This window comes from Pedobacter sp. W3I1 (assembly GCF_030816015.1).
Lineage (GTDB): Bacteria > Bacteroidota > Bacteroidia > Sphingobacteriales > Sphingobacteriaceae > Pedobacter.
Genome location: NZ_JAUSXN010000001.1, coordinates 4,970,268 through 4,995,491 on the forward strand (window position 1 = coordinate 4,970,268; position 25,224 = coordinate 4,995,491).

General features: G+C 37.2%; 29 protein-coding genes. 11 read left to right on the forward strand and 18 right to left on the reverse strand.

Features of this window, described 5'->3' with window-relative positions:
- The first annotated feature begins 59 nt into the window (after positions 1 to 59).
- Both QF042_RS20240 and QF042_RS20245 read left to right on the forward strand, forming a co-directional pair.
- Positions 60 to 539, forward strand: coding sequence for a methylated-DNA--[protein]-cysteine S-methyltransferase (locus QF042_RS20240; protein WP_307531778.1), 480 nt, complete (start codon positions 60 to 62; stop codon positions 537 to 539).
- Positions 540 to 559: 20 nt separating this feature from the next.
- Complete coding sequence (locus tag QF042_RS20245; protein ID WP_307531780.1) at positions 560 to 949, forward strand: hypothetical protein; 390 nt, start codon at positions 560 to 562, stop codon at positions 947 to 949.
- A 41-nt stretch (positions 950 to 990) separates the two neighbouring features.
- On the opposite strand, the gene QF042_RS20250 is transcribed toward QF042_RS20245, so the two are convergent.
- From QF042_RS20250 to QF042_RS20265, 4 genes are all read right to left on the reverse strand, one after another.
- Positions 991 to 1,389 carry a hypothetical protein gene (locus QF042_RS20250; protein ID WP_307531782.1) on the reverse strand — a complete coding sequence of 133 codons (399 nt, stop codon included), beginning with the start codon at positions 1,387 to 1,389 and terminating at the stop codon, positions 991 to 993.
- A 108-nt stretch (positions 1,390 to 1,497) separates the two neighbouring features.
- On the reverse strand, positions 1,498 to 1,833 hold the full coding sequence (gene gldC / locus QF042_RS20255; protein WP_057932380.1) for a gliding motility protein GldC: 336 nt from the start codon (positions 1,831 to 1,833) through the stop codon (positions 1,498 to 1,500).
- Positions 1,834 to 1,972: 139 nt separating this feature from the next.
- Entirely contained in the window at positions 1,973 to 2,245 is a 273-nt protein-coding gene (locus QF042_RS20260; protein WP_307531786.1) for a hypothetical protein, read from the reverse strand.
- Complete coding sequence (locus QF042_RS20265) at positions 2,245 to 3,591, reverse strand: DEAD/DEAH box helicase (protein WP_307531788.1); 1,347 nt, start codon at positions 3,589 to 3,591, stop codon at positions 2,245 to 2,247. The genes QF042_RS20260 and QF042_RS20265 overlap by 1 nt, the downstream gene beginning before the upstream one ends.
- Before the next feature lie 255 nt (positions 3,592 to 3,846).
- Between QF042_RS20265 and QF042_RS20270 the strand changes: the two genes are divergently transcribed.
- The 3 genes from QF042_RS20270 to QF042_RS20280 are packed head-to-tail and all read left to right on the forward strand — an operon-like array spanning position 3,847 to position 6,523.
- Positions 3,847 to 5,181, forward strand: coding sequence for a dihydroorotase (locus QF042_RS20270; RefSeq protein ID WP_307531790.1), 1,335 nt, complete (start codon positions 3,847 to 3,849; stop codon positions 5,179 to 5,181).
- A gap of 34 nt (positions 5,182 to 5,215) precedes the next feature.
- A complete protein-coding gene (locus QF042_RS20275) occupies positions 5,216 to 5,413 on the forward strand; it encodes a DUF2683 family protein (protein ID WP_307531792.1) in 198 nt (65 codons plus the stop codon).
- A gap of 33 nt (positions 5,414 to 5,446) precedes the next feature.
- Positions 5,447 to 6,523 (forward strand): DUF3810 domain-containing protein, encoded by a 1,077-nt coding sequence (locus tag QF042_RS20280; RefSeq protein WP_307531793.1) that lies wholly within the window; start codon positions 5,447 to 5,449, stop codon positions 6,521 to 6,523.
- Positions 6,524 to 6,551: 28 nt separating this feature from the next.
- On the opposite strand, the gene QF042_RS20285 is transcribed toward QF042_RS20280, so the two are convergent.
- Entirely contained in the window at positions 6,552 to 7,133 is a 582-nt protein-coding gene (locus tag QF042_RS20285; RefSeq protein ID WP_307531796.1) for a tRNA-(ms[2]io[6]A)-hydroxylase, read from the reverse strand.
- Positions 7,134 to 7,287: 154 nt separating this feature from the next.
- On the opposite strand from QF042_RS20285, the gene QF042_RS20290 reads away from it, so the two are divergent.
- From QF042_RS20290 to QF042_RS20305, 4 genes are all read left to right on the forward strand, one after another.
- The gene (locus QF042_RS20290) at positions 7,288 to 8,523 is read left to right on the forward strand and encodes a glycosyltransferase (RefSeq protein WP_307531798.1); all 1,236 of its coding nucleotides are present in this window, start codon (positions 7,288 to 7,290) and stop codon (positions 8,521 to 8,523) included.
- A 164-nt stretch (positions 8,524 to 8,687) separates the two neighbouring features.
- On the forward strand, positions 8,688 to 10,544 hold the full coding sequence (gene hscA, locus QF042_RS20295; RefSeq protein WP_307531799.1) for a Fe-S protein assembly chaperone HscA: 1,857 nt from the start codon (positions 8,688 to 8,690) through the stop codon (positions 10,542 to 10,544).
- Between the two features lie 486 nt (positions 10,545 to 11,030).
- Positions 11,031 to 11,471, forward strand: a complete 441-nt coding sequence (locus QF042_RS20300; protein WP_307531801.1) for a hypothetical protein — start codon at positions 11,031 to 11,033, stop codon at positions 11,469 to 11,471.
- Positions 11,472 to 11,557: 86 nt separating this feature from the next.
- On the forward strand, positions 11,558 to 12,589 hold the full coding sequence (locus QF042_RS20305; RefSeq protein ID WP_307531803.1) for an LLM class flavin-dependent oxidoreductase: 1,032 nt from the start codon (positions 11,558 to 11,560) through the stop codon (positions 12,587 to 12,589).
- A 1-nt stretch (position 12,590) separates the two neighbouring features.
- Here QF042_RS20305 and QF042_RS20310 read toward each other — a convergent pair whose 3' ends face one another.
- Positions 12,591 to 13,034 carry a DUF4395 domain-containing protein gene (locus tag QF042_RS20310; RefSeq protein WP_307531805.1) on the reverse strand — a complete coding sequence of 148 codons (444 nt, stop codon included), beginning with the start codon at positions 13,032 to 13,034 and terminating at the stop codon, positions 12,591 to 12,593.
- Between the two features lie 373 nt (positions 13,035 to 13,407).
- Between QF042_RS20310 and QF042_RS20315 the strand changes: the two genes are divergently transcribed.
- The gene (locus QF042_RS20315) at positions 13,408 to 13,833 is read left to right on the forward strand and encodes a VOC family protein (RefSeq protein WP_307531807.1); all 426 of its coding nucleotides are present in this window, start codon (positions 13,408 to 13,410) and stop codon (positions 13,831 to 13,833) included.
- A 53-nt stretch (positions 13,834 to 13,886) separates the two neighbouring features.
- A complete protein-coding gene (locus QF042_RS20320; RefSeq protein ID WP_307531809.1) occupies positions 13,887 to 14,843 on the forward strand; it encodes a zinc dependent phospholipase C family protein in 957 nt (318 codons plus the stop codon).
- On the opposite strand, the gene QF042_RS20325 is transcribed toward QF042_RS20320, so the two are convergent.
- The 12 genes from QF042_RS20325 to QF042_RS26405 all read right to left on the reverse strand — a co-directional run bounded on the left by QF042_RS20325 (position 14,844) and on the right by QF042_RS26405 (position 25,134).
- A complete protein-coding gene (locus QF042_RS20325; protein ID WP_307531811.1) occupies positions 14,844 to 15,530 on the reverse strand; it encodes a DedA family protein in 687 nt (228 codons plus the stop codon).
- A 64-nt stretch (positions 15,531 to 15,594) separates the two neighbouring features.
- Entirely contained in the window at positions 15,595 to 16,296 is a 702-nt protein-coding gene (locus tag QF042_RS20330; protein ID WP_307531813.1) for a DUF4397 domain-containing protein, read from the reverse strand.
- 60 nt (positions 16,297 to 16,356) lie between these two features.
- The gene (locus tag QF042_RS20335) at positions 16,357 to 17,034 is read right to left on the reverse strand and encodes a DUF4397 domain-containing protein (protein WP_307531815.1); all 678 of its coding nucleotides are present in this window, start codon (positions 17,032 to 17,034) and stop codon (positions 16,357 to 16,359) included.
- An 84-nt stretch (positions 17,035 to 17,118) separates the two neighbouring features.
- Complete coding sequence (gene dnaN, locus QF042_RS20340; RefSeq protein ID WP_086545224.1) at positions 17,119 to 18,243, reverse strand: DNA polymerase III subunit beta; 1,125 nt, start codon at positions 18,241 to 18,243, stop codon at positions 17,119 to 17,121.
- A 33-nt stretch (positions 18,244 to 18,276) separates the two neighbouring features.
- Entirely contained in the window at positions 18,277 to 19,962 is a 1,686-nt protein-coding gene (gldG, locus tag QF042_RS20345; RefSeq protein WP_307531818.1) for a gliding motility-associated ABC transporter substrate-binding protein GldG, read from the reverse strand.
- The gene (gene gldF, locus QF042_RS20350; RefSeq protein ID WP_307531820.1) at positions 19,962 to 20,687 is read right to left on the reverse strand and encodes a gliding motility-associated ABC transporter permease subunit GldF; all 726 of its coding nucleotides are present in this window, start codon (positions 20,685 to 20,687) and stop codon (positions 19,962 to 19,964) included. Before gldF ends, gldG begins: the two co-directional genes overlap by 1 nt.
- A gap of 271 nt (positions 20,688 to 20,958) precedes the next feature.
- Positions 20,959 to 21,615 carry a porin family protein gene (locus QF042_RS20355; RefSeq protein ID WP_307531823.1) on the reverse strand — a complete coding sequence of 219 codons (657 nt, stop codon included), beginning with the start codon at positions 21,613 to 21,615 and terminating at the stop codon, positions 20,959 to 20,961.
- A gap of 205 nt (positions 21,616 to 21,820) precedes the next feature.
- Positions 21,821 to 22,351 (reverse strand): hypothetical protein, encoded by a 531-nt coding sequence (locus QF042_RS20360; RefSeq protein ID WP_307531825.1) that lies wholly within the window; start codon positions 22,349 to 22,351, stop codon positions 21,821 to 21,823.
- A 223-nt stretch (positions 22,352 to 22,574) separates the two neighbouring features.
- Positions 22,575 to 23,117, reverse strand: a complete 543-nt coding sequence (locus QF042_RS20365) for a hypothetical protein (RefSeq protein ID WP_307531826.1) — start codon at positions 23,115 to 23,117, stop codon at positions 22,575 to 22,577.
- Between the two features lie 4 nt (positions 23,118 to 23,121).
- Complete coding sequence (locus QF042_RS20370) at positions 23,122 to 23,829, reverse strand: ATP-binding cassette domain-containing protein (RefSeq protein ID WP_307531828.1); 708 nt, start codon at positions 23,827 to 23,829, stop codon at positions 23,122 to 23,124.
- 144 nt (positions 23,830 to 23,973) lie between these two features.
- Entirely contained in the window at positions 23,974 to 24,894 is a 921-nt protein-coding gene (locus tag QF042_RS20375; protein WP_307531830.1) for a glycerophosphodiester phosphodiesterase family protein, read from the reverse strand.
- An 87-nt stretch (positions 24,895 to 24,981) separates the two neighbouring features.
- Positions 24,982 to 25,134, reverse strand: a complete 153-nt coding sequence (locus QF042_RS26405; RefSeq protein WP_373459090.1) for a LuxR C-terminal-related transcriptional regulator — start codon at positions 25,132 to 25,134, stop codon at positions 24,982 to 24,984.
- Positions 25,135 to 25,224: the final 90 nt, after the last annotated feature.

Here is a 25,224-nt window from a genome sequence, read left to right on the forward strand (position 1 = left end):
AAATTAGATGTGTAACTAAAAAAATGCGTACAACAATCTGTGATTAAAGCTATTATAATATGAACTACGCATCAGTTATAGAATCCCCTGTTGGCCCAATAACCATCTTAGCTGATGACGAATTTGTACATGTAATTACTTTTGCTGAAAAGGATATTACTGGATTATCAGAAAACGCACTTACGGTAAAGGTAGCCAATCAGTTAAATGATTATTTCAAAGGCGATCTAAAGGATTTCGATTTTCCAATAAAGCAAAAAGGAACTGAATTTCAGCAGGAGGTTTGGCAGAATTTATTGACCATACCTTTTGGCGAAACCACTTCGTATGCCAAATTTTCTGCACACCATCCACTAGCGATACGGGCTATTGCTGCTGCAAACGGAAAAAATAATATTGCCATTGTAGTGCCATGTCACCGGGTAATTGGCAGTAACGGTAAACTGGTTGGTTATGCAGGTGGTTTATGGCGTAAGCAATGGCTGCTACAGCATGAACGAGAAGTTGCCCAAAAAGGACAAACAGAATTAAAATTTTAAACTATATTTTTTTTTTGCAGATGAATACAGATCAAGCCGGAACAATTAAAAATTACCTAAAAGCCATCCGTTTAATTAACATTGAAGACGACAAATGCGCTTTTGAAACGGGCAGAATCCCGATCCGCCAGCATATTAATGCGAATTATTTTTTTGCCCAAACCGATGTATCAACTTTAGAGAAAATTCCCCACCCTGCACCGAGGAGGCAATATGTAATTACGCTTAAAGGTAAACTGAAGTTTACGGTAAGCAATGGTGAAACTTTCATCATCGAGCCGGGGATTACCCTCATTGCCAATGATACAGCCGGAGAAGGGCACACCTGGGAAATTGTAGACGGCAATGAGTGGGAAAGAATCTATATCCCATTGGAAGAGGATACGGATGATTATTTCATCCTAGATTAACATTTACCATAACCAGCTAACCTCTCATGGCATGAAAAGGCTTAAGCTGTAATCTTCTCCCCTCGCTTAACGCTAAAAAGCATAAATATAACCCCTACTAAAAGCACAATCCAGCCCCACTGAAAATGAACAACTTTACCGATAAGTTTATTGGCAAAACCATATTTAGTATAATTATTTGCAGTAAAATAAACAGCAACTACTGCTAAAACATACCAGATAGCCATTACAAAACTCATAAACCTAAAGGCCCCTACTTTTCTGATAAAAAGAAACAGTACAGAAATGGCGATAATGGCATAAGTAATCATAAACAAACGCGCATCAGATTGATACAAGTTCCAGTTGCCTTTAATCGGCACTTTTAATATGGGACAGAAACCTGCAATAACGCATAACAAAATGCCTAACCAGGCCCTGAATTTATTTAATACTAACATAGTTTAAAATGATTACACTGATTTTCCTTCGGTTTGATTATACTGATTTAGAGATTACACCGATTTTGGTTAATTTGTTTAACTGTAAATTGAAAACTGCTAACTAAACTATTGTCCCTCAATAATCCCCATCTTATCTGCAAAGTGGGCACAGTAATCGCGTAAATCTTCAACAATCAAAGTTTCGTTTGTGGCTTTTAAAAAGCTATCGCCCATGGTTTGCAAAGTTTCATAGAAAAAACGTTTCATCTCATCAACGGGCATATCTTTTGTCCAAAGATCTATCTTTAATGTATTTTTATAATTGTGGTCCCAAACCGATAAAAACATGGCCTTTGCAGGTACTTTATCAGCGTTTCCAGCATCTGTACTCTCCCAAAGTATATTATCTGGGTTATTGCCTTCATCTAACTCAACGGTTATTTTAATTTCTGCTTTTTTCATTTTTAAATTGATTACACCGATAAAAGGATTACACGGATTTACCAGTTAATTTTTCCGGATGCAAAGATGCTTATTTAATTTGATTCCACAGATTGGTTGATTGCACCGATAAGGATTGTTGAGAATTTTTACGATTTAATTACGCTACTTTTTGAAGTATCAGCATCAAAACAGCCGCAATAATGATAAATATCAGCTCTATCACCCAGATCCGTTTAATATCTTTCAACGTAAATCGGAAAACTAAATCGGTAATAAAGGTTACCAGAATGAGGCAACCTAAAATAAGGAGATAAAAACCACTCATATTTACTTGGCGGGGTGCTGTAGCTTTGTCTGAAAGAAGACTTACAGTTACCAAACCTAAACCGATGGCACTAACGATATTTAAAGGCGTGATCCTTAAGCTCATTACTTTTTCTTATCGAATTTTTTACCTTTTTTAAAACTCTTTACCTGCTTTCCGGCCTTTGCTTTGGCTTTTTCCCGCACCTTTTTCTCTATCGCGGCAGCATGTTTTTTCTCGTGGAAGGCTCCTTGAAAATCAGGATCTTCCTTGCGTTTCTGCATATCAATTTCTTTCGCAATATGCTGGCGCTCTTCGTAAGGAGTTTCATCGATGAAAACACCTTCCGGAATCTCGGCCACCGGAATATACTGGCGGATCAATTTTTCGATCTTGCGGATATAATATTTTTCGGCATCCGTAGCAAAAGTAATCGCATCACCTTTGGCAAAAGCCCTACCGGTACGGCCAATACGGTGTACATAATCTTCAATAATGATAGGCACATCGAAATTGATCACATGACTTACATCACTCACATCAATCCCCCTACTGGCAACATCTGTAGCTACTAGAACCCTGATATTACCTTCTTTGAAACTATTTATTGAGTTAATTCTGGTGTTTTGTCCTTTATTAGCGTGGATCACACGAACATTCTCAGCACCATATCTGCGCTCAATAAAACTGTAAATATTATCTGCAACGGTTTTTGTTTTACAGAAAATGATCAGGCGGTTAAAAGCCTCATCATTTTTCAGCAAATGCTGCAGTAAATTAATTTTTGTTTTGAAGTTGGGAACATAATATAAAGCCTGCGTTACGTTTGCAGCAGGGGTTGCTTGCGTAGATGCCTCAATCACAAGCGGATTATTCAAGAAATCGCCCGCAATTTTCTGCACCAAATCGCTCATCGTTGCAGAGAATAACAAATTCTGGCGTTTACGCGGAACAATTTCTAAAATCCGGTGAATAGAGCCAATAAAGCCCATATCCATCATTTTATCGGCTTCATCCAATACCAAAAACTTTAGGCTTTGTGTATTGATATCACCTGCCAAATATAAATCCAGGAATCTTCCAGGCGTAGCAATCAAAATATCAACGCCTTTTGCAATCTGCTCTTTCTGAGTTTTCGGACCGATTCCGCCAAAAATCACTAAAGAACGTAAATCAGTATAAGTAGAAAATAACTTTACCTGCTCTGCAATCTGCATGGCCAGTTCGCGTGTTGGAGATAAAATCAGCGCCCTTGGATTATCGCCCTGAGCATATTTTAATTGCATTAAAATGGGCAAAACAAAAGCCGCGGTTTTTCCTGTACCAGTTTCGGCGATACCAAAAATATCCTGTCCAGATAATACTGGTGCAATTGCTTTTTCCTGTATCGGCGTGGCAACGGTATAACCTGCATCGGCAACTGCATTTAAAATTTGCCTGTTTAACTTAAATTCTTCGAACGATTTTGCCATAGCGCACAAAGATAGGCTTTTTAAGCGGAAAGCTTAAAAGCAAGTCTAAAGCAGAAAGGCCAAGGCTATTTAGAAAAGCAAAACCAGTAATTCTTCGTTACCGAAAGCCCCGCCATTCGCTTTACTTCGTGTCCGCTACTGTCGGGTTTATTTAATCTAAAACAGTAACATAAAACTCAATTCCCCCTATCCACAGCATCAAAATCTTGCTACTTGATACTAGCTACTTAACACTAAATTACTACCTTTGAAACCATGAATTCTTACCTGATAAAAGCCGCCACAATTGTAAACGAGGGACAAAAAATTGTTGCCGATGTATTGATAAAAGATGGATTAATAGCCAAAATCGGTCAAAATCTATCTGTACCTGATGCACAAGAAATTAATGCAGAAGGACAATACCTTTTACCAGGGATGATTGATGACCAAGTCCATTTCCGCGAGCCTGGTTTAACCCATAAAGCCGATATTTTTACTGAAAGTATGGCCGCTGTAGCTGGAGGGATTACCTCTTTTATGGAAATGCCCAACACCGTACCCAACACTTTAACCCAGAATTTATTGGCTGATAAATATGAAATTGCAGCTCAAACTTCATTGGCCAATTACTCTTTTTACATGGGGGCCAGTAATGACAATATTGAAGAGGTTTTAAAAACAGATCCTAAAAATGTTTGCGGAATTAAGGTTTTCATGGGTTCATCAACCGGAAATATGCTGGTGGATAACGAAAAAACTTTAGAAAACATCTTTAGCAAAGCACCAATATTAGTTGCTACACATTGCGAAGATGAAGCCACCATCCGCCAAAACCTGACTGAATTCAAAGCCAAATACGGCGAAGATTTAACCATAGAGATGCATCCTTTGATCCGCAGCGCAGAGGCCTGTTATAAATCGTCATCACTAGCGGTCGAACTGGCAAAAACTTATCAAACGCGTTTGCATATCCTACATATTTCTACTGCAAAAGAAATCGCGCTGTTTGATAACCTTACGCCTTTAAAGGATAAAAAAATAACTGCTGAAGCTTGCATACATCACCTTTGGTTTAATGATAAAGATTATGCTTCAAAAGGAAATTTTATAAAATGGAACCCTGCTGTTAAAACAGAAGATGATCAAAAAGGCGTGCTCAAAGGCGTTCTTGAAGATTATATTGATGTAATTGCAACAGATCATGCGCCACATACACTGGAAGAAAAACAGCAACCTTATTCGCAAGCTCCATCTGGCGGTCCGTTGGTACAGCATGCCTTACCAGCACTGTTAGAAATGCATTTACAGGGTAAAATATCTTTGGAGAAAATTGTCGAAAAAACAGCACATAACCTGGCTATCTGTTTTGATATCGAAAAACGCGGTTTCATTCGTGAAGGGTACTGGGCAGATGTAGTGCTGGTAAACCTGAAAGATTCCTGGAAAGTAACCAAGCTTAACAATTTCTACAAATGCGGCTGGAGCCCCTTTGATGGAGATACCTTCCAGGCAAGTATTACCCACACTTTCGTTTCAGGCAATCTGGCTTATCAAAATGGCAAATTCACGACCGATCAGATTGGAAAACGCCTAACTTTTGCAAGATAGATTTGTTATATTTGTTTTATCACAATGAAATAACATGGAAACACTAATCGTACATCCAAAAAATGAAGAACAATCAACTGCTTTAAAAGCTGTTATGAAAGTTTTGAAGATTGATTTCGAGACTGAAAAAAGCCCATATAATCCGGAGTTTGTTGCTAAGATAAAAAGAAGTCAAGAGCAAATGAAAGAAAGAAAAGGCGTAAAAATTGCAGTCGAAGATTTATGGAAGTAATATTTGCTCCAAAGGCAATTGAGGCCATTATTAATGGTGATTAAGCATTCTGAACATACAAAACTGATTATTTTAGTCAGCCTCGCTATACTTATTTACCTCTTTGGCTTTTACCCTGGTCTTGTCCAAAAATATTATTCCACAGGCTTTTATCTTTACATTTCTTCCGCATTAAGATTTATATCATCTATTTTTCCTTTCGCCATTGGCGATATCATTTATGCCTTATTGATTGGCTTTGTACTTTATAAAATCGTGAGATTTTATAAACAACGAAAATTGCTAAAAAGACAGGATAGAATTCTTATTCCTTTACAGGTCATTAACTTCTTCTTGATTCTCTATGTCATATTCAAAATGGTATGGGGTTTAAACTACAGTCGGCCTAGTGTTAGCGAAGCGCTGGGCATAGGCAATGAAAAATATAGCGTTAAAGAATTGGTTATTCTTGGCGACTATTTCATTAAAAAAACCAATAATCTGAAACTGAAGCAAGGCAAAATCCCAGTTTACACAATCAATGAACTGGAATCAAAGTCGGCAGCAGCTTATTCGCTTATGTCGCGAAAAAATCAATTATTCCGGTATCAAAACCCTTGTTTGAAATCGGTTTTAAACGCCTGGATGATTAGTAAGATTGGAATCGAAGGTTATTACGCACCGCTTTCGGGTGAAGCCAATATGAATATGAATTTACCCGACTTCGTAAAACCTTATGTAAGCTGCCACGAAATTGGACATCAGCTAGGCATTGCTTATGAAGACGAAGCTAATCTTTTGGGCTATCTAACAGCCAGCAACAGCCCTGATGTGAATTACCAATATTCTGCCAATTATGAAATGTTGCGGTATATTTTATTCGAGATCAGAATGAAATCTCCTGACGATTATAAATTACTTTATTTAAAACTCTTACCACAGGTTTTAGCCGATTTTAAAACCGAAAAGGAATTTTGGCGAAAATATAATGGCAATATGTTCGGTTATATGGATGCCGCCTTCGATAGTTTTTTAAAATTGAACAACCAGAAAAAAGGAATCGATAGTTATCAGGACATTGTAATTTGGTTATGGAATATACATAAAAAGGAGTTGACAGTTGCCAATTAACAGTTAATGATAAAAACTGCAAACTGAACTAGCCGTGAATGGCTTCTCTCGTTCCGAAACTCTGGATCAGTTCGCCCTCAAAATCTAACCATTCTTTCCAGCGTTTATCTACATCAACATCGGTACTATACTTACGCGCAAAATTTAAAAATGTGGTGTAATGCCCGGCTTCCGAAACCATCAGTTCGTGATAAAACTTGGCCAGTTCCTGATCTTTAATATTTAACGAAAGTACCCTGAAACGTTCACAACTTCTGGCTTCAATCATTGCCGCAAACAATAACCTGTCAATAAAAGCCATATTCCGGCTTCCGTCTTTTTTACTGAATTTTACCAAACGCCCTACATAATCATCTTTCCGCTCGCGGCTTAAGGTATAACCACGTTTTTTTATAATTTCAATTACCATCTGGAAATGTTGCATTTCTTCTATGGCAATGGCAGTTAGTTCATCTACCAGATCCTGGTATTCAGAGTTTTGAGTAATTAATGTAATCGCATTGGTTGCCGCTTTTTGTTCACACCAGGCATGGTCAGATAAAATTTCTTCTAAATTCGATTCTGCAATATTTGCCCAACGCGGGTCTGTCAATAATTTTAATCCTAACATCTGATGCTTTGTAATTGAGCTGCAAAATTAATAATATTTAAGATACGTTTAATATCTCCCGCAGATTTAAAAGATTATGCAGATTTTACATTTCACTCCGCGAAAATCACATTTATCTACGGGAGCCAAAAAAAAGAACTTATTTTGCAGGGAAATGAATACAAGTGCTAAGAAATTATTAATAATTGGATTGGTCTGGCCCGAACCCACTTCATCGGCGGCAGGCACAAGGATGATCCAATTGGTTGATCTATTTCTGTCAAAAGATTATCAAATCACTTTTGCATCGGCAGCATCGAAAAGCGAATTCAGTTATGATTTTAGTAAGATTAGTATTGTTGAGCAACAAATCAAACTAAACGATGAAAGTTTTAATGTATTTCTGAAAGAATTAAACCCGGAAATGGTACTGTTCGACCGCTTTATGGTAGAAGAACAATATGGCTGGCGGGTGCAACAGGAATGCCCTAATGCACTTAGGGTTTTAGACACCGAAGATTTACATTGCCTGAGAAGTGCCCGACAACAAAGCGACAAGAAAAAACAAGTTTTAGATTTATTTTCAGATACGGCTAAAAGAGAAATTGCTTCAATTTTACGTTGCGATTTATCTATAATGATTTCAGAAGTGGAGATAGATATCCTGAAAAATCAATTTAAAATCGATCCTTCACTGATCTATTATTTACCCTTTCTCGAAGAAGAAATCGATCAGCAGGTTATCGAAAAATGGATTCCCTTTGAAAATCGGACAGATTTTGTTTTCATTGGCAATTTCCTTCACGAACCCAACTGGAATACCGTTCAGGTTTTAAAAACCAAGATCTGGCCTTCACTTCGCAAAAAAATTCCTAATGCGAGTATGAATATATATGGATCTTATGCATCGCAGAAAATTTTGCAACTGGATAATAAAAGTGAAAGATTCTTAATTAAAGGAAGAGCTATAGACGCAAAGGAAACCATTTCAAAACATAAAATATTGCTAGCTCCAATTCAGTTTGGCGCAGGTGTAAAAGGTAAATTTATTGATGCCATGTGCGTTGGTACGCCATCGGTTACCACATCCGTTGGTGCAGAAGCCATGAGAGGCAATTTAGATTGGAATGGTAGCATCGAAGATGATTTAGAACTGTTTATAGATGAAGCTGTGAAGTTATACCAGGATCAAAATGCCTGGAGAATTGCACAACAGAATGGCGTACAGATTATTAACCAAAGGTATTCGGCGAAATATTTTGCCGACCCATTCATAGAAGAAATTGAAAGGTTATCTTTAGATTTAATTGCACACAGACAAAATAATTTTTTCGGACAGATATTAAATCACCACACGGCACAGAGCACCAAATACATGAGTTTGTGGATTGAAGAGAAGAATAAGAGATAGTCCAGAGTCTTTAGTCCGAAGTCGGGAGTCGGAAGTCCGAAGATATAGTAGTACTAATAAAGCCCCTAGTCTTCCAACTTTCTGACCTCCGACCCCGGACTTTTTCAACTAAAACTTACAACTTAACAACAATTTTAGCACAACATTATTGTAAATTTGCAGCCATGGCAAAAATATCAATTAACCTTGCTACAGGTTCGTTTCAGAAGGAAGAAATTATAGTTGGAATAGATTTAGGTACAACCAATAGTTTGGTCGCATTTATCAATCCAGATAAGAATCCGCAGGTAATTAACGATGCAGGTAAAGGAATATTAGTACCTTCTGTGGTATATTTTAACAACCAGAACGAAGCCATTGTGGGTAACGAGGCTAAAGAATACTTAACCACCGATCCTTCAAACACTATTTTTTCGGTAAAAAGATTACTTGGCCGTTCTTATAAAGACGTAGCCGAACATAAGGATATTTTCTCTTACAAAATTATAGACGATGATAGTGATGCTTTGGTGAAAATCCATGCAGGCGATCGTTTCTACACCCCTATCGAATTATCAGCAGAAATTTTGAAAGAGCTTAAAGCAAGAGCAGAACACGCTCTAAAAACTCCTGTTAACAGAGCTGTAATCACTGTTCCGGCATATTTTAATGATAGTCAGCGCCAGGCCACCAGAGATGCTGGAAAACTGGCCGGTTTAGATGTCATGCGTATTGTAAACGAACCTACCGCAGCAAGTTTGGCTTATGGAATCGGCTTAGATCCATCGCAACAAAAAACAATTGCGGTATACGACTTAGGCGGAGGAACATTTGATGTTTCTATTCTACAGATCCAAAATGGAATTTTTGAAGTTTTGGCGACAAACGGAAATACTTATTTAGGGGGCGATGATTTCGACCGCGCCATTTTAAATTATTGGCTTACGAAAAACAACCTTGATGTAGCTGTAGTTGCTCAAGACAATATTTTGATGCAAACTTTACGCCTACAGGCTGAGGCTGCTAAAAAAGCATTATCAACCCAGAATTTATACAACGAAAAGGTTGGCGAGATTTGGTGTACATTGGATAAACAAACCTTTGAGCAGTTAATTTCAGCAAAGGTTGAGGAGACCATCACCGCCTGTAAAAATGCATTAAAGGATGCAGATTTATCTGCCAGTGATATAGATGAGGTAATTTTAGTGGGAGGTTCTACCCGTACACCTTATGTAAAACAGGCTGTAGAAAATTTCTTTGGTAAAAAACCACAAGACAACATTAATCCTGATGAGGTAGTAGCACTTGGTGCAGCCATTCAGGCCGATGTTTTGGCCGGAAACCGTTCTGATATTTTATTGTTAGATGTTACACCACTTTCTTTAGGTATCGAAACCATGGGTGGCCTGATGGATGTAATTATTGCCCGTAACAGCAAAGTACCTACTAAAGCGGGTCGCCAATACACTACTTCTGTAGATGGACAGGTAAATATGAAGATCTCTGTTTACCAGGGAGAACGCGATTTAGTGAAAGAAAATAGAAAATTGGCTGAGTTCGACTTAAAAGGAATCCCTGCAATGCCTGCTGGTTTACCAAAAGTCGACATCAATTTTTTACTGAATGCCGATGGAATTTTAACCGTGCAGGCCATTGAGTTACGTTCCGGTGTTAAACAAGAGATAGAAATTACGCCAAGTTATGGCTTAAGTGACGATACCGTAGAGAAAATGCTCCTTGATAGCATAGAACATGCTAAAAGTGATGTAGAACAACGTATGCTTATTGAAGCGAGAAGCGAGGGCGAACAATTGCTTTACACAGCAGAACGTTTTATCGAAAAACATGCTGAGCATTTAACGGCGACCGAAATTGCAGAAACCAAAGTACACATCGAAGCACTTAAAACGGCTTTAGCTACTCAAGAAAAAGATACCATTTTGAAGAAAGCAGACGAGCTGAACGAATTTACCCGCCCTTTTGCCGAACGGGTAATGGACGCAGCGATTTCTACAGCAATGAAAGGTAAAAAGATAGAGTAGCCAGTTTTCAATTGTCAGTTTTCAACCTCGACACGTCATCCTGAATTTGTTTCAGGATCTTTCTTAGTATTCCAGGAGCAGTCGTCATTCTGAACTTGTTTCAGAATCTTTCCAGATATAAGCTGAATGATCTTATGTTCCTTATATGGTTCGAATAAGCTTAAGATCTTCATTCCGAACTTTTATTTGGAAAGCAATGCCAATGCTCCTTGGCTCCGAAAGCCCCGCTTACCGCTTTATCCCGATGAAAAGATCGGGATGCTCGCTATAATCGGGTTTAGCTAACCCGGGTAGGCATAAAAAACCGAGGTTGCATTGTGCATAAACTAAAAACAATAATTATCTTCGGTTAAGGATCAGTCCATGCATCCCCTGCTGTTTAACCTATGAATCAAATTAAAATCTCAAAGGATGAGCAAAGTAATTGATGGTGTTTATAACGGATTTATTTCTATGAAGCTGTAAAAGTCAACCCTTATGTCAAACATGATCACATCAATAAAAGTTAAAGACAATGCGAACTTGGCACTTATAGTAATTCCATTTTGTGTGTTCCCCTTAGTCTTTATGGGCATAGCCTCTTTGATAGACTTTAATTATATTTTAACCCTTATTATCTTGGTAATTCTATATACTGGATACTTAATCCTTGTATTAAAGTATCTAAAGAACCAAGAAGAAGTTTATGCGATTACAGCCACAGCGCATGAAATCTCTTTTAAAGATCTTGGCACTTATAAATGGTCAGAGATTAGAAGTATTAAAGCTAAAACTGAATACAACCTATTAATTGATAAAAATAGGAGCAAATTTCTTGACATTTCATTATTAAATGGGAAAAACTTCATGATCAATGCGACCAATTTCGATTATCCCAACCATGAACTTGAAAGCATTTTTAAAACTTTAGGTAAACTGGGCGATTAAATTATAAATCCTTTCATCTCTTTTCTTACCATACATCAAAAACCACCAAACCCTTATCCATTAACTTTGTTGAAATTATTAATATTATGGAATTAGGTATCGGTATGTTTGGCGATTTGCAGATTAATGCAAAAGGAGAAATTCAACCCGCGCAGCAAAGACTTCAGGAAATTATAGCAGAAATAAAACTAATGGACGAGGTTGGTTTAGATTTCTATGGCATTGGCGAACACCATCGCCCTGATTACGCCGTATCGAGTCCTGAAATTATATTGGCTGCCGCAGCTACTGTTACCAAAAACATCAAACTAAGCAGTGCGGTTTCGGTTTTAAGTTCATCCGATCCGGTTAAATTGTATCAAAATTTTGCCACAATAGATTTAATCTCAAATGGCAGGGCCGAATTAATGGCTGGTCGCGGCAGTTTTATTGAGTCGTTTCCCCTGTTTGGCTACAATCTTCAAGATTACGACGAGCTTTACGAAGAGAAGTTAGATTTACTCCTTAAAATAAACGCAGCGCCCAAAATTACTTGGAAAGGTAAATTCAGACCAGAGTTGAATAACCAGGAAGTATTGCCAAGAGCTATAAACGACAAGCTAAAGATATGGGTGGCCGTTGGTGGAACACCAGAATCAGTAGAACGTGCTGGTAGATTAGGCTTACCTGTAATGTTTGCCATCATCGGCGGTCAGCCCATTCAGTTTAAGCCGCTTTTCGATTACTATAAAAGAGTTTATGAAGCTTATGGACATGACATGAAAAAGTTCGAAGTAGGCGTTCACATGCATTCCTTATTTGGTGAGGACAGTAATGCAATTGCCGATTATTATTATCCACTTTATTCAGCCCAGATGAACAGGATTGGAAAATCGCGCGGTTGGGCACCTTATCAACGCAACCAGTTCGATACTGGCCGGAGCAGTAGCGGTGCGTTAATTATTGGCGATGTAAACGAATCGGTGGAGAAGATTTTAGCCATGGAAGAAACTTTTGGTTTAACACGTTTCTCCGCACACATGGACGTAGGCGGGCCATCTCATGCAGCTTTGATGAAATCAATTGAGTTATTCGGTAGCAAGATTGCACCTAAAGTACGCGAAGCTTTAAATAAATAAATTAAGCCTCTTTCTTTTTAGTGAAAATCTGCAAAAAAGAATAGATATAACAGCCTACACAAACGGCGAATAAGCTCTCTAACAAAGCGAAAACGATCATGATGGAGGTAAAAATTAGCGCTGCATTATAAAAATCAAATAAAAATACCGCGGTAATTAGAAGGCAAAATATAAAGCCTAAGGTTGCCGCGAACTTTTTTGGGGCCAGATCCTTCATTTTCGGTGAAAGCGAAAGTCCGGCAGATATTTTAATGGCGATAAATTTCAACAAACTAAATTTACCTGTTGTAAATGCTCTCAAGGCAAAATCAAATATCAGAAAAACAATTGCCCAATAATTTGAAAACACAACACAAGTAATTGCGATCACCGCAACCATTAAGGCAATAATCCTAACTACATTCTCATTTACTCTTTCTGCAGATATTGGGCAAGATAATTCCATGGGGATAAATTTAACAAATTTATTAACCACCCCCAACCCCTCCTTGAAAATAAGGAGGGGAGCTGATTCACCTAGTAAATTATATACAGCAAAATGTTCATTCCAACGACTAACCCGCACATCTTTGGAAGGGAGCTATTTCATCTTGTAAAATGTATAGCAAAAGGGTTCAAACTATAAACTCTAATAACAGGAACAGATCTTGCCTCAGCAGTTCCTACTCCCCTCCTGTTTTAGGAGGGGCAAGGGGTGGAAAACTAAGTAAAATTAAATTAAAATTATTGTCCAAATCGCCCCCTTAAATCGTCACTTTTAAACCTTACGCAGCCTAAAAATCTTGCCTAACTTGTGGCAACAAAAAGACTTATATAAAATGACAAAACCACTTGTAACATGTCTTTGGTTTGACGGACAAGCCGAAGCAGCAGCAAAATACTATTGTACAGTATTTAAAGATTCTAAAATTACGCAGGTTACTCCCATGGTAGTTACTTTCGAATTAAATGGAAATAAATTTATGGGCCTTAACGGCGGTCCGCAATTTAAGTTCGATGAAGCCATTTCTCTTATGGTAAACTGCGATAGTCAGGATGAAATAGACTATTACTGGGATACTTTTATAAATGATGGCGGTACAGAGAGTGCTTGCGGATGGTTAAAAGATAAATTCGGACTTTCATGGCAGATTGTTCCATCAAACATCGGTGAGCTAATGGCAGATCCCGAAAGAGCAAAAAGAGTTATGGATGTGGTGATGCAGATGAAAAAGCTTGATATGAAAAAAATGGAAAATGCATAATTTTTGGCTTTTAAACCCTTAGGGTTACAAAGAAAATTGCATATCTTCGGTATATGAAAAGATTAACGATTTTAACCGCGTTAATCATCCCTATATTTCTTTGTACCTCCTGGGGTTTCTTTGCACATCAAAGGATAAATAACCTTGCTGTTTTCACTTTGCCTTCTGATATGATCGGTTTCTATAAAAAGAATATCAAATACATTACCGAACATGCTGTTGACCCAGATAAACGCAGATATGCCGATACCTTGGAAGCACCACGGCATTACCTCGATGTGGAAAACTACGAGAAAAATATAGATAGTATTCCCGAAAAATGGGATGATGCCCTGGCTAAATATGGCCTGAAAAAACTGAACACTGATGGTATTATCCCCTGGCAAATACAGCGCAGCTATTATGGTTTAGTTAAAGCCTTTAAAATGCGTGATTCGGTAAAAATCTTAAAATACTCTGCAGATCTGGGCCATTACATTGGCGATGCACATGTTCCTTTACATACTACGGCTAACCATAATGGGCAACTCACTAATCAGGTTGGTATCCACGCTTTTTGGGAAAGCCGTTTACCCGAATTGTTTTCCACTCAATACAATTTTGTTGTTGGCAAGGCATATTATATTGAAAACCCATTGCAAGAAATCTGGAAAATACTTAAACACACGCACAGTTTGGTTGATACCGTATTAACTTTCGAAGCGGAACTGAGCGCATCATTTCCTTCCGACAAAAAGTATAGTTTTTCTGAAAGGAATAATACTGTGCTTAAACAATACGCTACGGCCTATTCGAAAGCCTACCATACTAAAATGAATAACATGGTAGAAAAACAAATGCGTGCGGCTATCTTAGAGACAGGTTCATTCTGGTATTCTGCCTGGGTTGATGCAGGTCAGCCAGTGCTCAAAAACCTGATTAAAACAGCGATAGTACCTGATGAAAAAAAAGAAAGTGAAGAGATAGAAAGGAAATTTCAAAACGGTTCCCTAATTGGCAGGGAACTTTAATTATGATTTTGTGTCCTCTCCTTCAATAATTGCCTCAATCTTTTTAGGCTGAAAACGACTTCTGATGGCTGCCCAGATGGCAGGAACAAACGTTACCACAGCAATAAAAATAATAACCAGTTCAAAGTTATTTTTAATTACCGGGATTTGTCCTAACAGATAGCCTCCTAACAATAATGCAACTATCCAGGCAACACCACCTACAATGTTATAATAAGTAAAACGACCGAAAGGCATTTTGGCTATTCCTGCTACAAATGGTGCAATGGTTCTAAAAATTGGAAGAAACCTGCTTAACATAATGGCCTTACCACCGTGTTTCTCAAAAAATTCGTGAGATTGATGATAATATTTAAGCTTCAAAATTTTGTTCTTTTCCTTAAACACCCCTGCACCTAAAAAACTCCCGAGTTTATAGTTAAGGGTATTTCCTAAAATTGCTGCAACAATTAAAATAACAAGCATGATCCAGATGTTTAAACCAGTTTCATGTTCGCCTGCAATTAAAGCACCCATTGCAAAAAGCAGCGAATCGCCGGGAAGAAATGGTGTAACCACAAAACCTGTTTCGGCAAATATGATCAGAAATAAAATGAGGTAAGTCCAGGTACGATATTCATTAACAATTTCAGCTAAATGTACGTCTATATGAAGAATAAAATCTATGAGCTGCTGTAGTAGTTCCATTTATCTAATTTTGGGCAAAAGTATGAATATCAAAGGGATTAAATGCTAGTATAATGCAATAAAATTAGTTGGCAGAAATGATTCGATTTTTAAGTTCTCCCTTTTTATCACCATCCAATAAGATAAGGTAAACTCTACCATTATTAATATTAAGAGAATCTAAGCGTGGTACCACAGGCGGTGGATTTGTTGCAGTAGGATTAGTTAGTTTAAAAGCAAATTTCATGTTTTTATTAACTTTAACCTTTAAAGTTTTAATAGCTCCATATGCAATTGTAGATTCGACAGGTTTGGCCGTATTCGTGCTATCCGTAATTACAACACTTGAACCTAGCGTGTAACCAAGGTTTAAAAAAGTTAGCTTAGCTGAATCAAGATCTGGTTTTACATCATCAGTATAAACTTTCAATTTTGCAGGATCGCCAGTTTTTTCTTTATAATAAAAAACAGAATAATTCTGTCCAATTTTAAATGTTTGATCTGCTAACGAAGCTACATCAACACCAGTATTTATATTACGCGAAGCTATATTATAAGCAGCATCGCCAGCAACTACCACATAACTTGTATTTGTACCGTGAGCAACTGGTGTCCCAATTTGGACCCCATTTAAATAGAAAGTTTGGGTTGTATCAGTTGAAGCGGCTTGAAAAAACCGCACTTTAGCATCACCTTCAATTAAATTATCATTTTTGATGCAGGAGCTGATTAAAACGGTAAGTGTAAGAAGAAGAAATATTTTAGGAAACAATACTTTGTTTTTCATAATTAATCGCTGATGCTAATAAAAACGTAAAGATAGCAGAAAGCATATTAAACTTTGAAATTAATTATCGGTAATGATATGCGCTTCTAATGTTGCAGCCGTAGTACCACTAAACCAAATCGTGTAAATTTTACCTCCTTCTAAACTCGTTTTATCAATGGTTTTAAGGCTGCCAGAGCCTACCACCGAATATCTTAAATTTACACCAGTATCTACCGTAAAATAGTTCGATGCTTCTTTAAAAGCCAGTCCATTAACAAACTGAACACCACCCTGTACCATAACATTTATGCCTGTAGCAAAATTTGGTGTCAGGTTAATCAGTTTAATTTTAGCTTTATCTGCCTCATTATTACTTAGGTTATCTTCGTAACTCACTATTTCCATCTCTCCTTTTTTATTGGTGACTAAAAAAGTAGTGTAGGTAATAGATGGCGTAAAGTTTAAAGAAGTATCAGTAGTTGTATTATTTGTGCCGGCATAAGAAACGCTTCTATTACCAGAAGGTATTTTTACGTAATCACTGGTTTCGCCAAAAGCTAAAGCTACAGTAGTTAGTTTTTCGTTATCTAAATAAACATCCTGATGCACGCCGGCCTGCGATGCGTTGACCATTTTTACCTTGGCCTGGCCTTTTACTACTTCATCTGGATTATCCTTTTTACAGGATGATATGCCTATACTACATAAGCAGATAAGCAAAATCAGTGATTTCGAGAGATTGTTATAGATTTTCATTGGTTTGTTAGTTGACTAAAAACAAAATGGCTCGGTCAAAAACCAAGCCATTTTCTTATGAAAACTAATAAGTTAGTTTTTTTTTTAATAACTATTGTTTAGCATCACAGGCATCACTAACATTAAAACGTCTTCGTTTTCATCATTAGTTTGTGGAATTAAAAGTCCTGCTCTATTTGGTGTCGAAAGTTCTAAAGTAACTTCATCACCACTTAAATTACTCAACATTTCGATCAAAAAGCGTGCATTGAAGCCTATTTCAAGGTCTTCGCCATCGTATTGGCAACTTAAACGCTCGTGCGCCTCGTTAGCAAAATCCAAATCTTCAGAAGAGATATTTAACTCGCTTCCGCTAATTTTCAATCTTACCTGATGTGTCGTCTTATTCGCAAAAATTACAACCCTACGAAGGGTGTTTAAAAACAAACTTCTATCGATAATTAATTTATTCGGATTATTGGTCGGAATTACCGCCTCATAATCAGGATAGCGCTCGTCTATTAAACGACACACTAAATTGATATTTTCGAATTTAAAGAAAGCGCTGGTTGCATTATAATCAACTGATACATTAATATCTGTTGAAGGTAGAGCGGCTTTTAAAAGGGTTAATGCTTTTTTAGGGAGAATAAATGATGTTGCTTTATCTGCTTTGCTATCCATACGGCGATACCTCACCAATTTATGTGCATCGGTAGCCACAAAGGTGATGTGCTGAGGAGATAACTGGCAGAATACACCTGTCATAGCCGGGCGCAATTCATCGTTACTTACAGCAAAAATAGTTTTCGTAATGGCTTCAGTTAAAACTGATGCAGGTAAGTTTACAGAAGATGCATTTTCTACTACAGGAATCTTCGGAAAATCATCACCATTTTCACCACTCAATTTATATTTACCATCTCCTGCACTGATCTCGATTGCAAAAGTACTATCATCGATATTAAATGCGATCGGTTGATCTGGCAATGTTTTAAGTGTATCTAATAAAATTTTAGATGGAACAGCAACTTTACCTTCTTCCTTTGATTCTACAGCCAAAGCAGTTGTCATGCTGGTTTGCAGATCAGTAGCAGAGATAGTTAAGTTTCCATCTTTAATTTCGAAGAGAAAATTTTCTAATATAGGCAAAACCGTACTGCTGCTTGATGCACCATTTACGGTTTGTAAGTGTTTTAATAGAGTTGATGTGGATACAATAAATCTCATGATATTATTTAGTCTTCTTCAAAAATATAAAAATTATTTAGCGTACTTGTATTTGCGGTAATAATGTTGAAAAATCGCAAAGAATATTAACAATAGCAAGGGTGCTACCACATTTATAAATTGCCATTTTGTTTTTTCGAGTTTAATTTTGGCTTTATCCAACAATCTAATTTTAACTTCTTTATTTCGCAGCGCAATTAAGTTGTCATTATCCGTAAAATAATCAACAATATTGAGCAATAAGGCCTTATTTCCAAAGGTACGCTGCGAATAACGATCGAAACCTAAGGGAAAGGGCGTTCCATTTTGCTCCGATACCTGGTTTTTAAAAATATCGCCATCTCCTATCACGATCATTTTAGCCGGTTTACTTGTACTTTCTAAGGTATAAGGTTGCGTAATGGTAGCTGGTAAAGGTCGCCCGGCAAAAACCGATGGAAAATTACCTTCTAACATCAAACCAACATGCTGTGGTTTACTTTGGAAAGATCGTGGATCTAACTGTTCGCTTACCATTTGCAAGCTAAACAATTTCGGCACATTATATACTTTATTATAAGGAGATGTAGCTAAAATGTACGATTTCTTTACGCCTTTAACACCAATAGTATCTACTGTACTTGGAAATTCAGATTTTACACCATCCAATTTTTTCACAACATTTTCTACAGTATCGGGTAATAAAATCGGGTAATAAATCCAGGGTACCAATTGCATTTGGTTCTGCCCGCCTACCACACCTGTAGAAACCGGAATTTCAGCACTGTTTGCCGGATCGGCAATAATATTATAATTAACCCTAGCACCATACATAAAAAGCATATCATCCAGATTTAAATTACTATTAACAGCCATCTGTCCGCTTTTTCCCCGCAAACTATCCAATTCGGCATTTACCTGATCAATGCTCCAAAGTACCCTCCCGCCGTTCATTACAAAATAGTTGATTTTGTATTTCTCTGTTTCTGTAAAAGGCTTCTTAGGTTTGGCGATAATCAGCATTTTCAATTTATCAAGTCCTGTTTTATCAATACTATTTAAATCAATACGGCCAACCAAATAACTGCTCGATAGGGTGTGAATGGCATCAGCCAGCTGTAAATCGGAAAGTTCACCGTTTGATTCTGAAAAGCCAATCCGGGGGTTATCACCAGAAAGTACTTTCTTTAAACTCGAAGTAAAAATATATTCCAGATTTTCAATAGAGCGGTTTATATTGTCTTCGTAATTTCCACGGGTATCTAAATTTTGAAAGAGTTTAATGGGGAATTCCTTCCCTTCGCTTTCCATCATCGCCATCGGAAATACGAGTTTCTGCGTTAATCCACTTTCAGTTTTAACACTTAAATTGGTTGCTTCTATGCCTCTTTCGTACAAATTATTGATTACTGTATCCTGATCGGCCTGATTAAGCCCTGCTATCGGATCAACGAAAACTACCTTAACTTCGGTTTTGGCATAAGCCTGGTAATCGGATAAAATATCAGATACCGCAGCTTGCAGCCGTTTAAAAGCAGGTGGCAACTCTCCCGCTAAAAACACAGTAATGATTACCGGTTTTTTATTTTGCTGTAATAATGTTTCTGTTTTTTCACTCAGCGTAAAACGTTTATCGGCCGTAAAATCAAAGCGATGAAAAGCATACTGCCCCACAATATTTAAAATAATTAATGCGGCTATAACGACGATAGAATTAATCCACTTATTCTTCAGCTTCATTACCGTTTCCCTCCTATTATCAATTTGGTGACTAATAAAAACAGCACGGAAAACGTAATAAAATAAATGAGATCTCTGGTGTCTAAAACACCACGGCTTATCGAGGTATAATGTTGATTAATCCCTAAACTGCTGATGATATTCCCAATACTTTGAAATGCAGCAAGTTGACTGCTATAATCGAAGCCTAAAAAAGCGAATGCACATAAAGCTGCACCGATCACAAAGGCAATCACCTGATTTTTAGTTAGTGCAGAAGAGAAAATCCCAATGGAGGTAAAGGCTGCCCCTAGTAAAAATAAACCGATATAGGAGCCAATTACCGATCCTGAATCGATATTCCCTTCAGGAAAACCCAGCTTTGAAATGCTATAGTAATAAATTAGTGTTGGAATTAAGGCAAATAATACCAAAACCAAACTTGCCAGATACTTTGCTACGATGATCTGCCAGATCTGGATGGGGCGTGTGATTAAAAGTTCGTACGTTCCTTCTCTCCGTTCTTCGGCAAAAGACCTCATGGTAACGGCAGGAATAAGAAACATAAAAAGATAAGGCACCAAACTGAAAAAACCATCAAGTTCGGCATAACCATAATCAAGTATCGAGGTATCAGGAAAAAACCAAAGTAACAGGCCAGAAACCAATAGAAAAATACCGATGGTAATATAAGCAACCATCGAACTTAAGAAACTGAATAACTCGCGTTTAAAAACTGCGTACATGTGCTATTAAAACGCCGAAGTTAACCATTTATTCCTGCAAATTTAAAAGGAATTGATTAAATGAATGTATTATCAAATCAGCAATATTTAAATTTAAAAAGAGGCCATATCATAATTCGCATTGTCATCCTGAGCCTGTCGAAGGACTTAGTTAAATAACCTTTTATGTGTTTCGACGACTAGTCCCGGTTTTCATCGGGAAGATCAACATGACAAAATCTGAGGAGAAATTGTTTTTATGATACAACCTCTTCTTTATGTCTCAGTTCGGTTAGAAAGAAAAGCCTACCCCAACTGAGAAAACTTTATTTTTAAAGGTAATCTCATCCGAGAGATCAGTATCTGCAATACTGCTTAACCCCAATCCATAACCAGCGTGGATATTAAAGCCATTATTTAATTGATAACCGGCCAGAAAGTTTAATCCAAAATCAGTCCGTTTAAATTCTGATTCTGCCTCGCCAAATTTAATATCTTCTTTTATCGATCCGTATTTGCCATTCGCACTTAATGCATACGCGAAATAAGGTCCTGCACCTAGAAATACCTTACCAGCGCTTCCTAATTTGAAATTCGCCAATAAATTTACCGGCAACTCCAGATATTTAAAATTTAATGTTGCTTCATCAGTAGTTGTAATGTCATTGCCTTCGAAATCAATGTCCCCGCTTGTCAGTTTTGTTCCCTTATTTATAAAGGTTAAACCGGGTTGAATTGAGATTACATCAGACAATACAAATTCGGCTGTACCGCCAACATAATAAGATGTTTTTGCATCAAAACTTACTGATGCGCTCCCTGATGAGATTGTCATGTTTGGAAAAGCTATTCCGGCTTTAACGCCAAAAATTACAGGTTTGCTTGTTTGAGCTGAAGCTGCAAAGCCTAAACCTGCAACTGTTAATAAAGATAATACTAGTTTTTTCATCTGATTTTGAGAGTTGTTTTTGAAAATTATTTTTAGTTTCCGTGTCTTCACCTATCAGGAGAAAACGTACAATGATAAAAAACTAATTTGATAGTTAATAAAGTAATCGTTAAATTATTTTATTAACTCATAGATTTTAAATCGCTTAGAAAAAACAAAAGCCCCCAATTTCTTGGAGGCTTTGAAATAAAATCATGGTTTAATACTATAAACCGAATGCAAATGCAGCACGCAAGCCAATAAAGCCTGTAGAGCCGCCATTTCCTGACCAGTTTTCATAACGTAAACCGAAATCTAAACTAGATTTATCGGCAACAGAAAACGATGCGCCTAAAGTTGGTGCAATTGCAAATAAAGTGCTGCCACCAGTTTCAGTGCTAATTGCTGCACCTAGTTCACCAGCGCCATAAAAATTACCACCAAAATAATATTTGGCACCAGCTTTTAACGGAATAACACCATAACTCGTTTTTGCCCCAATAGATTTCAGAAAATCTTTAGCATCTCCTGTAGCCATTAATGATAAATAACCAGCAGAACCAGTTAAATTTAAATCTTTAGCCACCGGATGTTCGTACTGTAATGAACCACCTACGATTAATGTATTTGAATTTTTTTCTGTTGGTAAGCCAAACTCAGCACCAATGCTTAGTTTTTGAACTGCCCCTTCTGTTTGAGCTGAAGCTGCAAAGCCCAGGCCTGCAACCATTAATAAAGATAGTAATACTTTTTTCATTGTTTTTTAAATTATTGTTCGTTAATTATTTCGGGATTTAGACAATCATGATGCCAAAAACGTTACAAATAAAATCAGAAACAAAATTTATAAAACATAACATTCTGATTAACTGAAGGTTAAATAAAAAATAATTTATTCTAAAACGTTGTATTAAGTTATAAGATTTGTAAGTACTGTATTTTTTGACTAATAAACCAAACAATTAAACACAAAAATTGTTTCACAGCCCAAATACATAGGCAAATCTGATTCCAACAAAACCTTTAGTATTTGTTTTATTTAAATCGGAAAACTCATTTTTGCCTGTCCATGCTTCATATCTTATGCCTAAATCGAGTTTATTTTCGCCAGATAACTTAAACTGATTACCAATGCCAGGCGACCAAACAAATAAAGTTTTTTGTCCGTTATTTAATGACAATGCTGCACCTAACTGCCCTTCTGCGTAAAAGCTTTCTCCCAGTTGATATTTCAAGCCAGCTTTAGCGGGTATATAAGTTAAATCCTGAACATTGAAAAGTTGATTCCGCCGACCGAAAAAGTTCATAAAGCCTACATTTAACGTTAATGCAAAATTTTCTGCAACAGGAAGATCAGCTTTTACAGATGCGCCCAGCCCAATTCCCGACATGCCGGAGAAATTGCCTGATGGTAAGCCAAGTTCTGCAGCTATGCCAATGTTAGCGCTGTTTTGAGCTTTTAATAGTATGGGACTTGAAAATAAAAGGGCGATGAATAAAATTGCGTTTTTTGAGCCAGACATGAAGTTAAGCGGTAAGTTTTCTAAAAATATCTTCCAGTGATTGCTGTTGGTGAGCTTTTTTCAAACCTTCAAGCGAGTCGTTAGCTACGATTTTGCCTTTGCTAATAATGATGATGTCATCACAAATGGCTTCCACCTCTTGCATAATGTGTGTAGAAATGACAACCGTTTTAGCCGTTCCTAATGTTTTGATCAGTTGCCTGATGTCGACCAGTTGATTTGGATCTAAACCAGACGTCGGCTCATCTAAAATTAAAACCGCTGGGTTATGGATTATCGCCTGCGCCAGACCTACCCTTTGGCGATAACCTTTAGATAACATGCCAATTTTTTTATGCTGTTCGGGTGTTAAACCGACCATTTTGATGACTTCATCAATCCGGGCAGGCAAATTGATGAGTTTATAAGTTTGACCAACAAAATTTAAAAACTCCTTCACATACATATCGGCGTAAAGCGGGGTATTTTCAGGAAGATAGCCAATATGTTTTTTAGCTTCTATAGCTTCTGAAAGAATACTTTTACCAGAAATTTCAGCCTCACCAGATGTAGGTACTAAATAACCGGTAAGCATACGCATAGTGGTAGATTTACCAGCTCCATTAGGACCAAGAAAACCTAAAATACGACCTGGTTTGGCTTCAAAACTAATGGAGTCGACTGCCTTTTGCTTATCGTAATGTTTAGAAAGATTTTTAACTGAAATACTCATATCTGTATGTTTAACCGCAAAGAACACAAAGGTTTTCGCAAAGGTAACGTTTAGAACTATCGTCATTGCGAGACACGAAGCAATTTTAAAGCGTTCGCAATAAACTATAGTAGGATTGCTTCGTGCCTCGCAATAACGAACAGGTTAGTTTATATGCGATGAACTTAACTTTTTATTATACCGAAACTTATCCAGTTCTTCTGATGCCTGAGGTAAATTATCGCCCGACAAAATATCTGCACCATTATTAACCAAGTGGTAATAAACCATCTTTGCAGGAGTTGTAATTGCACTTTTATCTATATTTCCCATGGTGCCTAAAATAGTGGTAATACCTTTGTTGTGCAGGTATTGATACAATTCTTTACCTGGAGCAGAAACACCAACAAAAGCTACAATACGGTTGTTAGGAATCCCCAAGTTATTTAAACGTTTCAATTCTGCTCTCTTTTGAATAGAGGCTGAAATCATTAACTCGGGTGCCAATCGATGTACCTCCTTAGCCTGATCTGCGGTATAGGTAATGATAATTGAATTACTTTCTACTTTATACTGCCTTACCTTTTCAATCACTTTTGAGTAAGAAACACCTTTTTTTAAGTCGATTGTTAATAAAACTTTTCCTTTGCTCCAGCTTAATACACTATCTAAAGTCGGGATTTTAAATTTTGTTTCTTTACCCTCATCATCTTTAAGATTAAAGGCTTTCAACTCCTCGTAAGTATAATTGCCAATCAGCCCTTTTCCTGTCGAAGTCCGATCGAGCTTGTCATCGTGCATAATCACCATGACCGAATCTTTACTATAGGCAATGTCGAATTCGATTATTACTGGATTATAGGTAGTGGCATTGTTGAATGTTTCGATGCAGTTTTCAGGAAACCCAGGCATTGGGCCTCCACGATGGGCACTAATTAATGGAAAACGGTTTTCTGGCGACCATTTTAAGAATTGATACAACTCCGCTAATGTATTAAACTTAATATATTGATGGCTTTTTTCTTCTGGTTTGCATGAGGTCAAAACTGTAACAATAACCAAGAATAGCAAATGATGAAATTTCATGCTTCAAAAGTAAGGTTAATTGGTTAATTGTTGAAATCGGTTAATCGTGCCATCATATCAGTTGACCTAACTAAATATTATATACAATTAGCCTTTATGCAAATCCATTCTTAATGGCAAAACCGCCAATCCCACCCGGGTTTTAAGTTCAAGTTTTTCACATAGTTGATCGCGATAGCTTTCGACAGTCCTTGGGCTACATAACATTTTATCGACTATTTCTTTATAGTTAGTTACCATGGTTGGTGCTAATCATCTTTTTTTCTGCAATCTGCTGTTAAAACGAAAATAGCAGCACTATATTAGCCACCTAAACCTGATTGCAGCGGG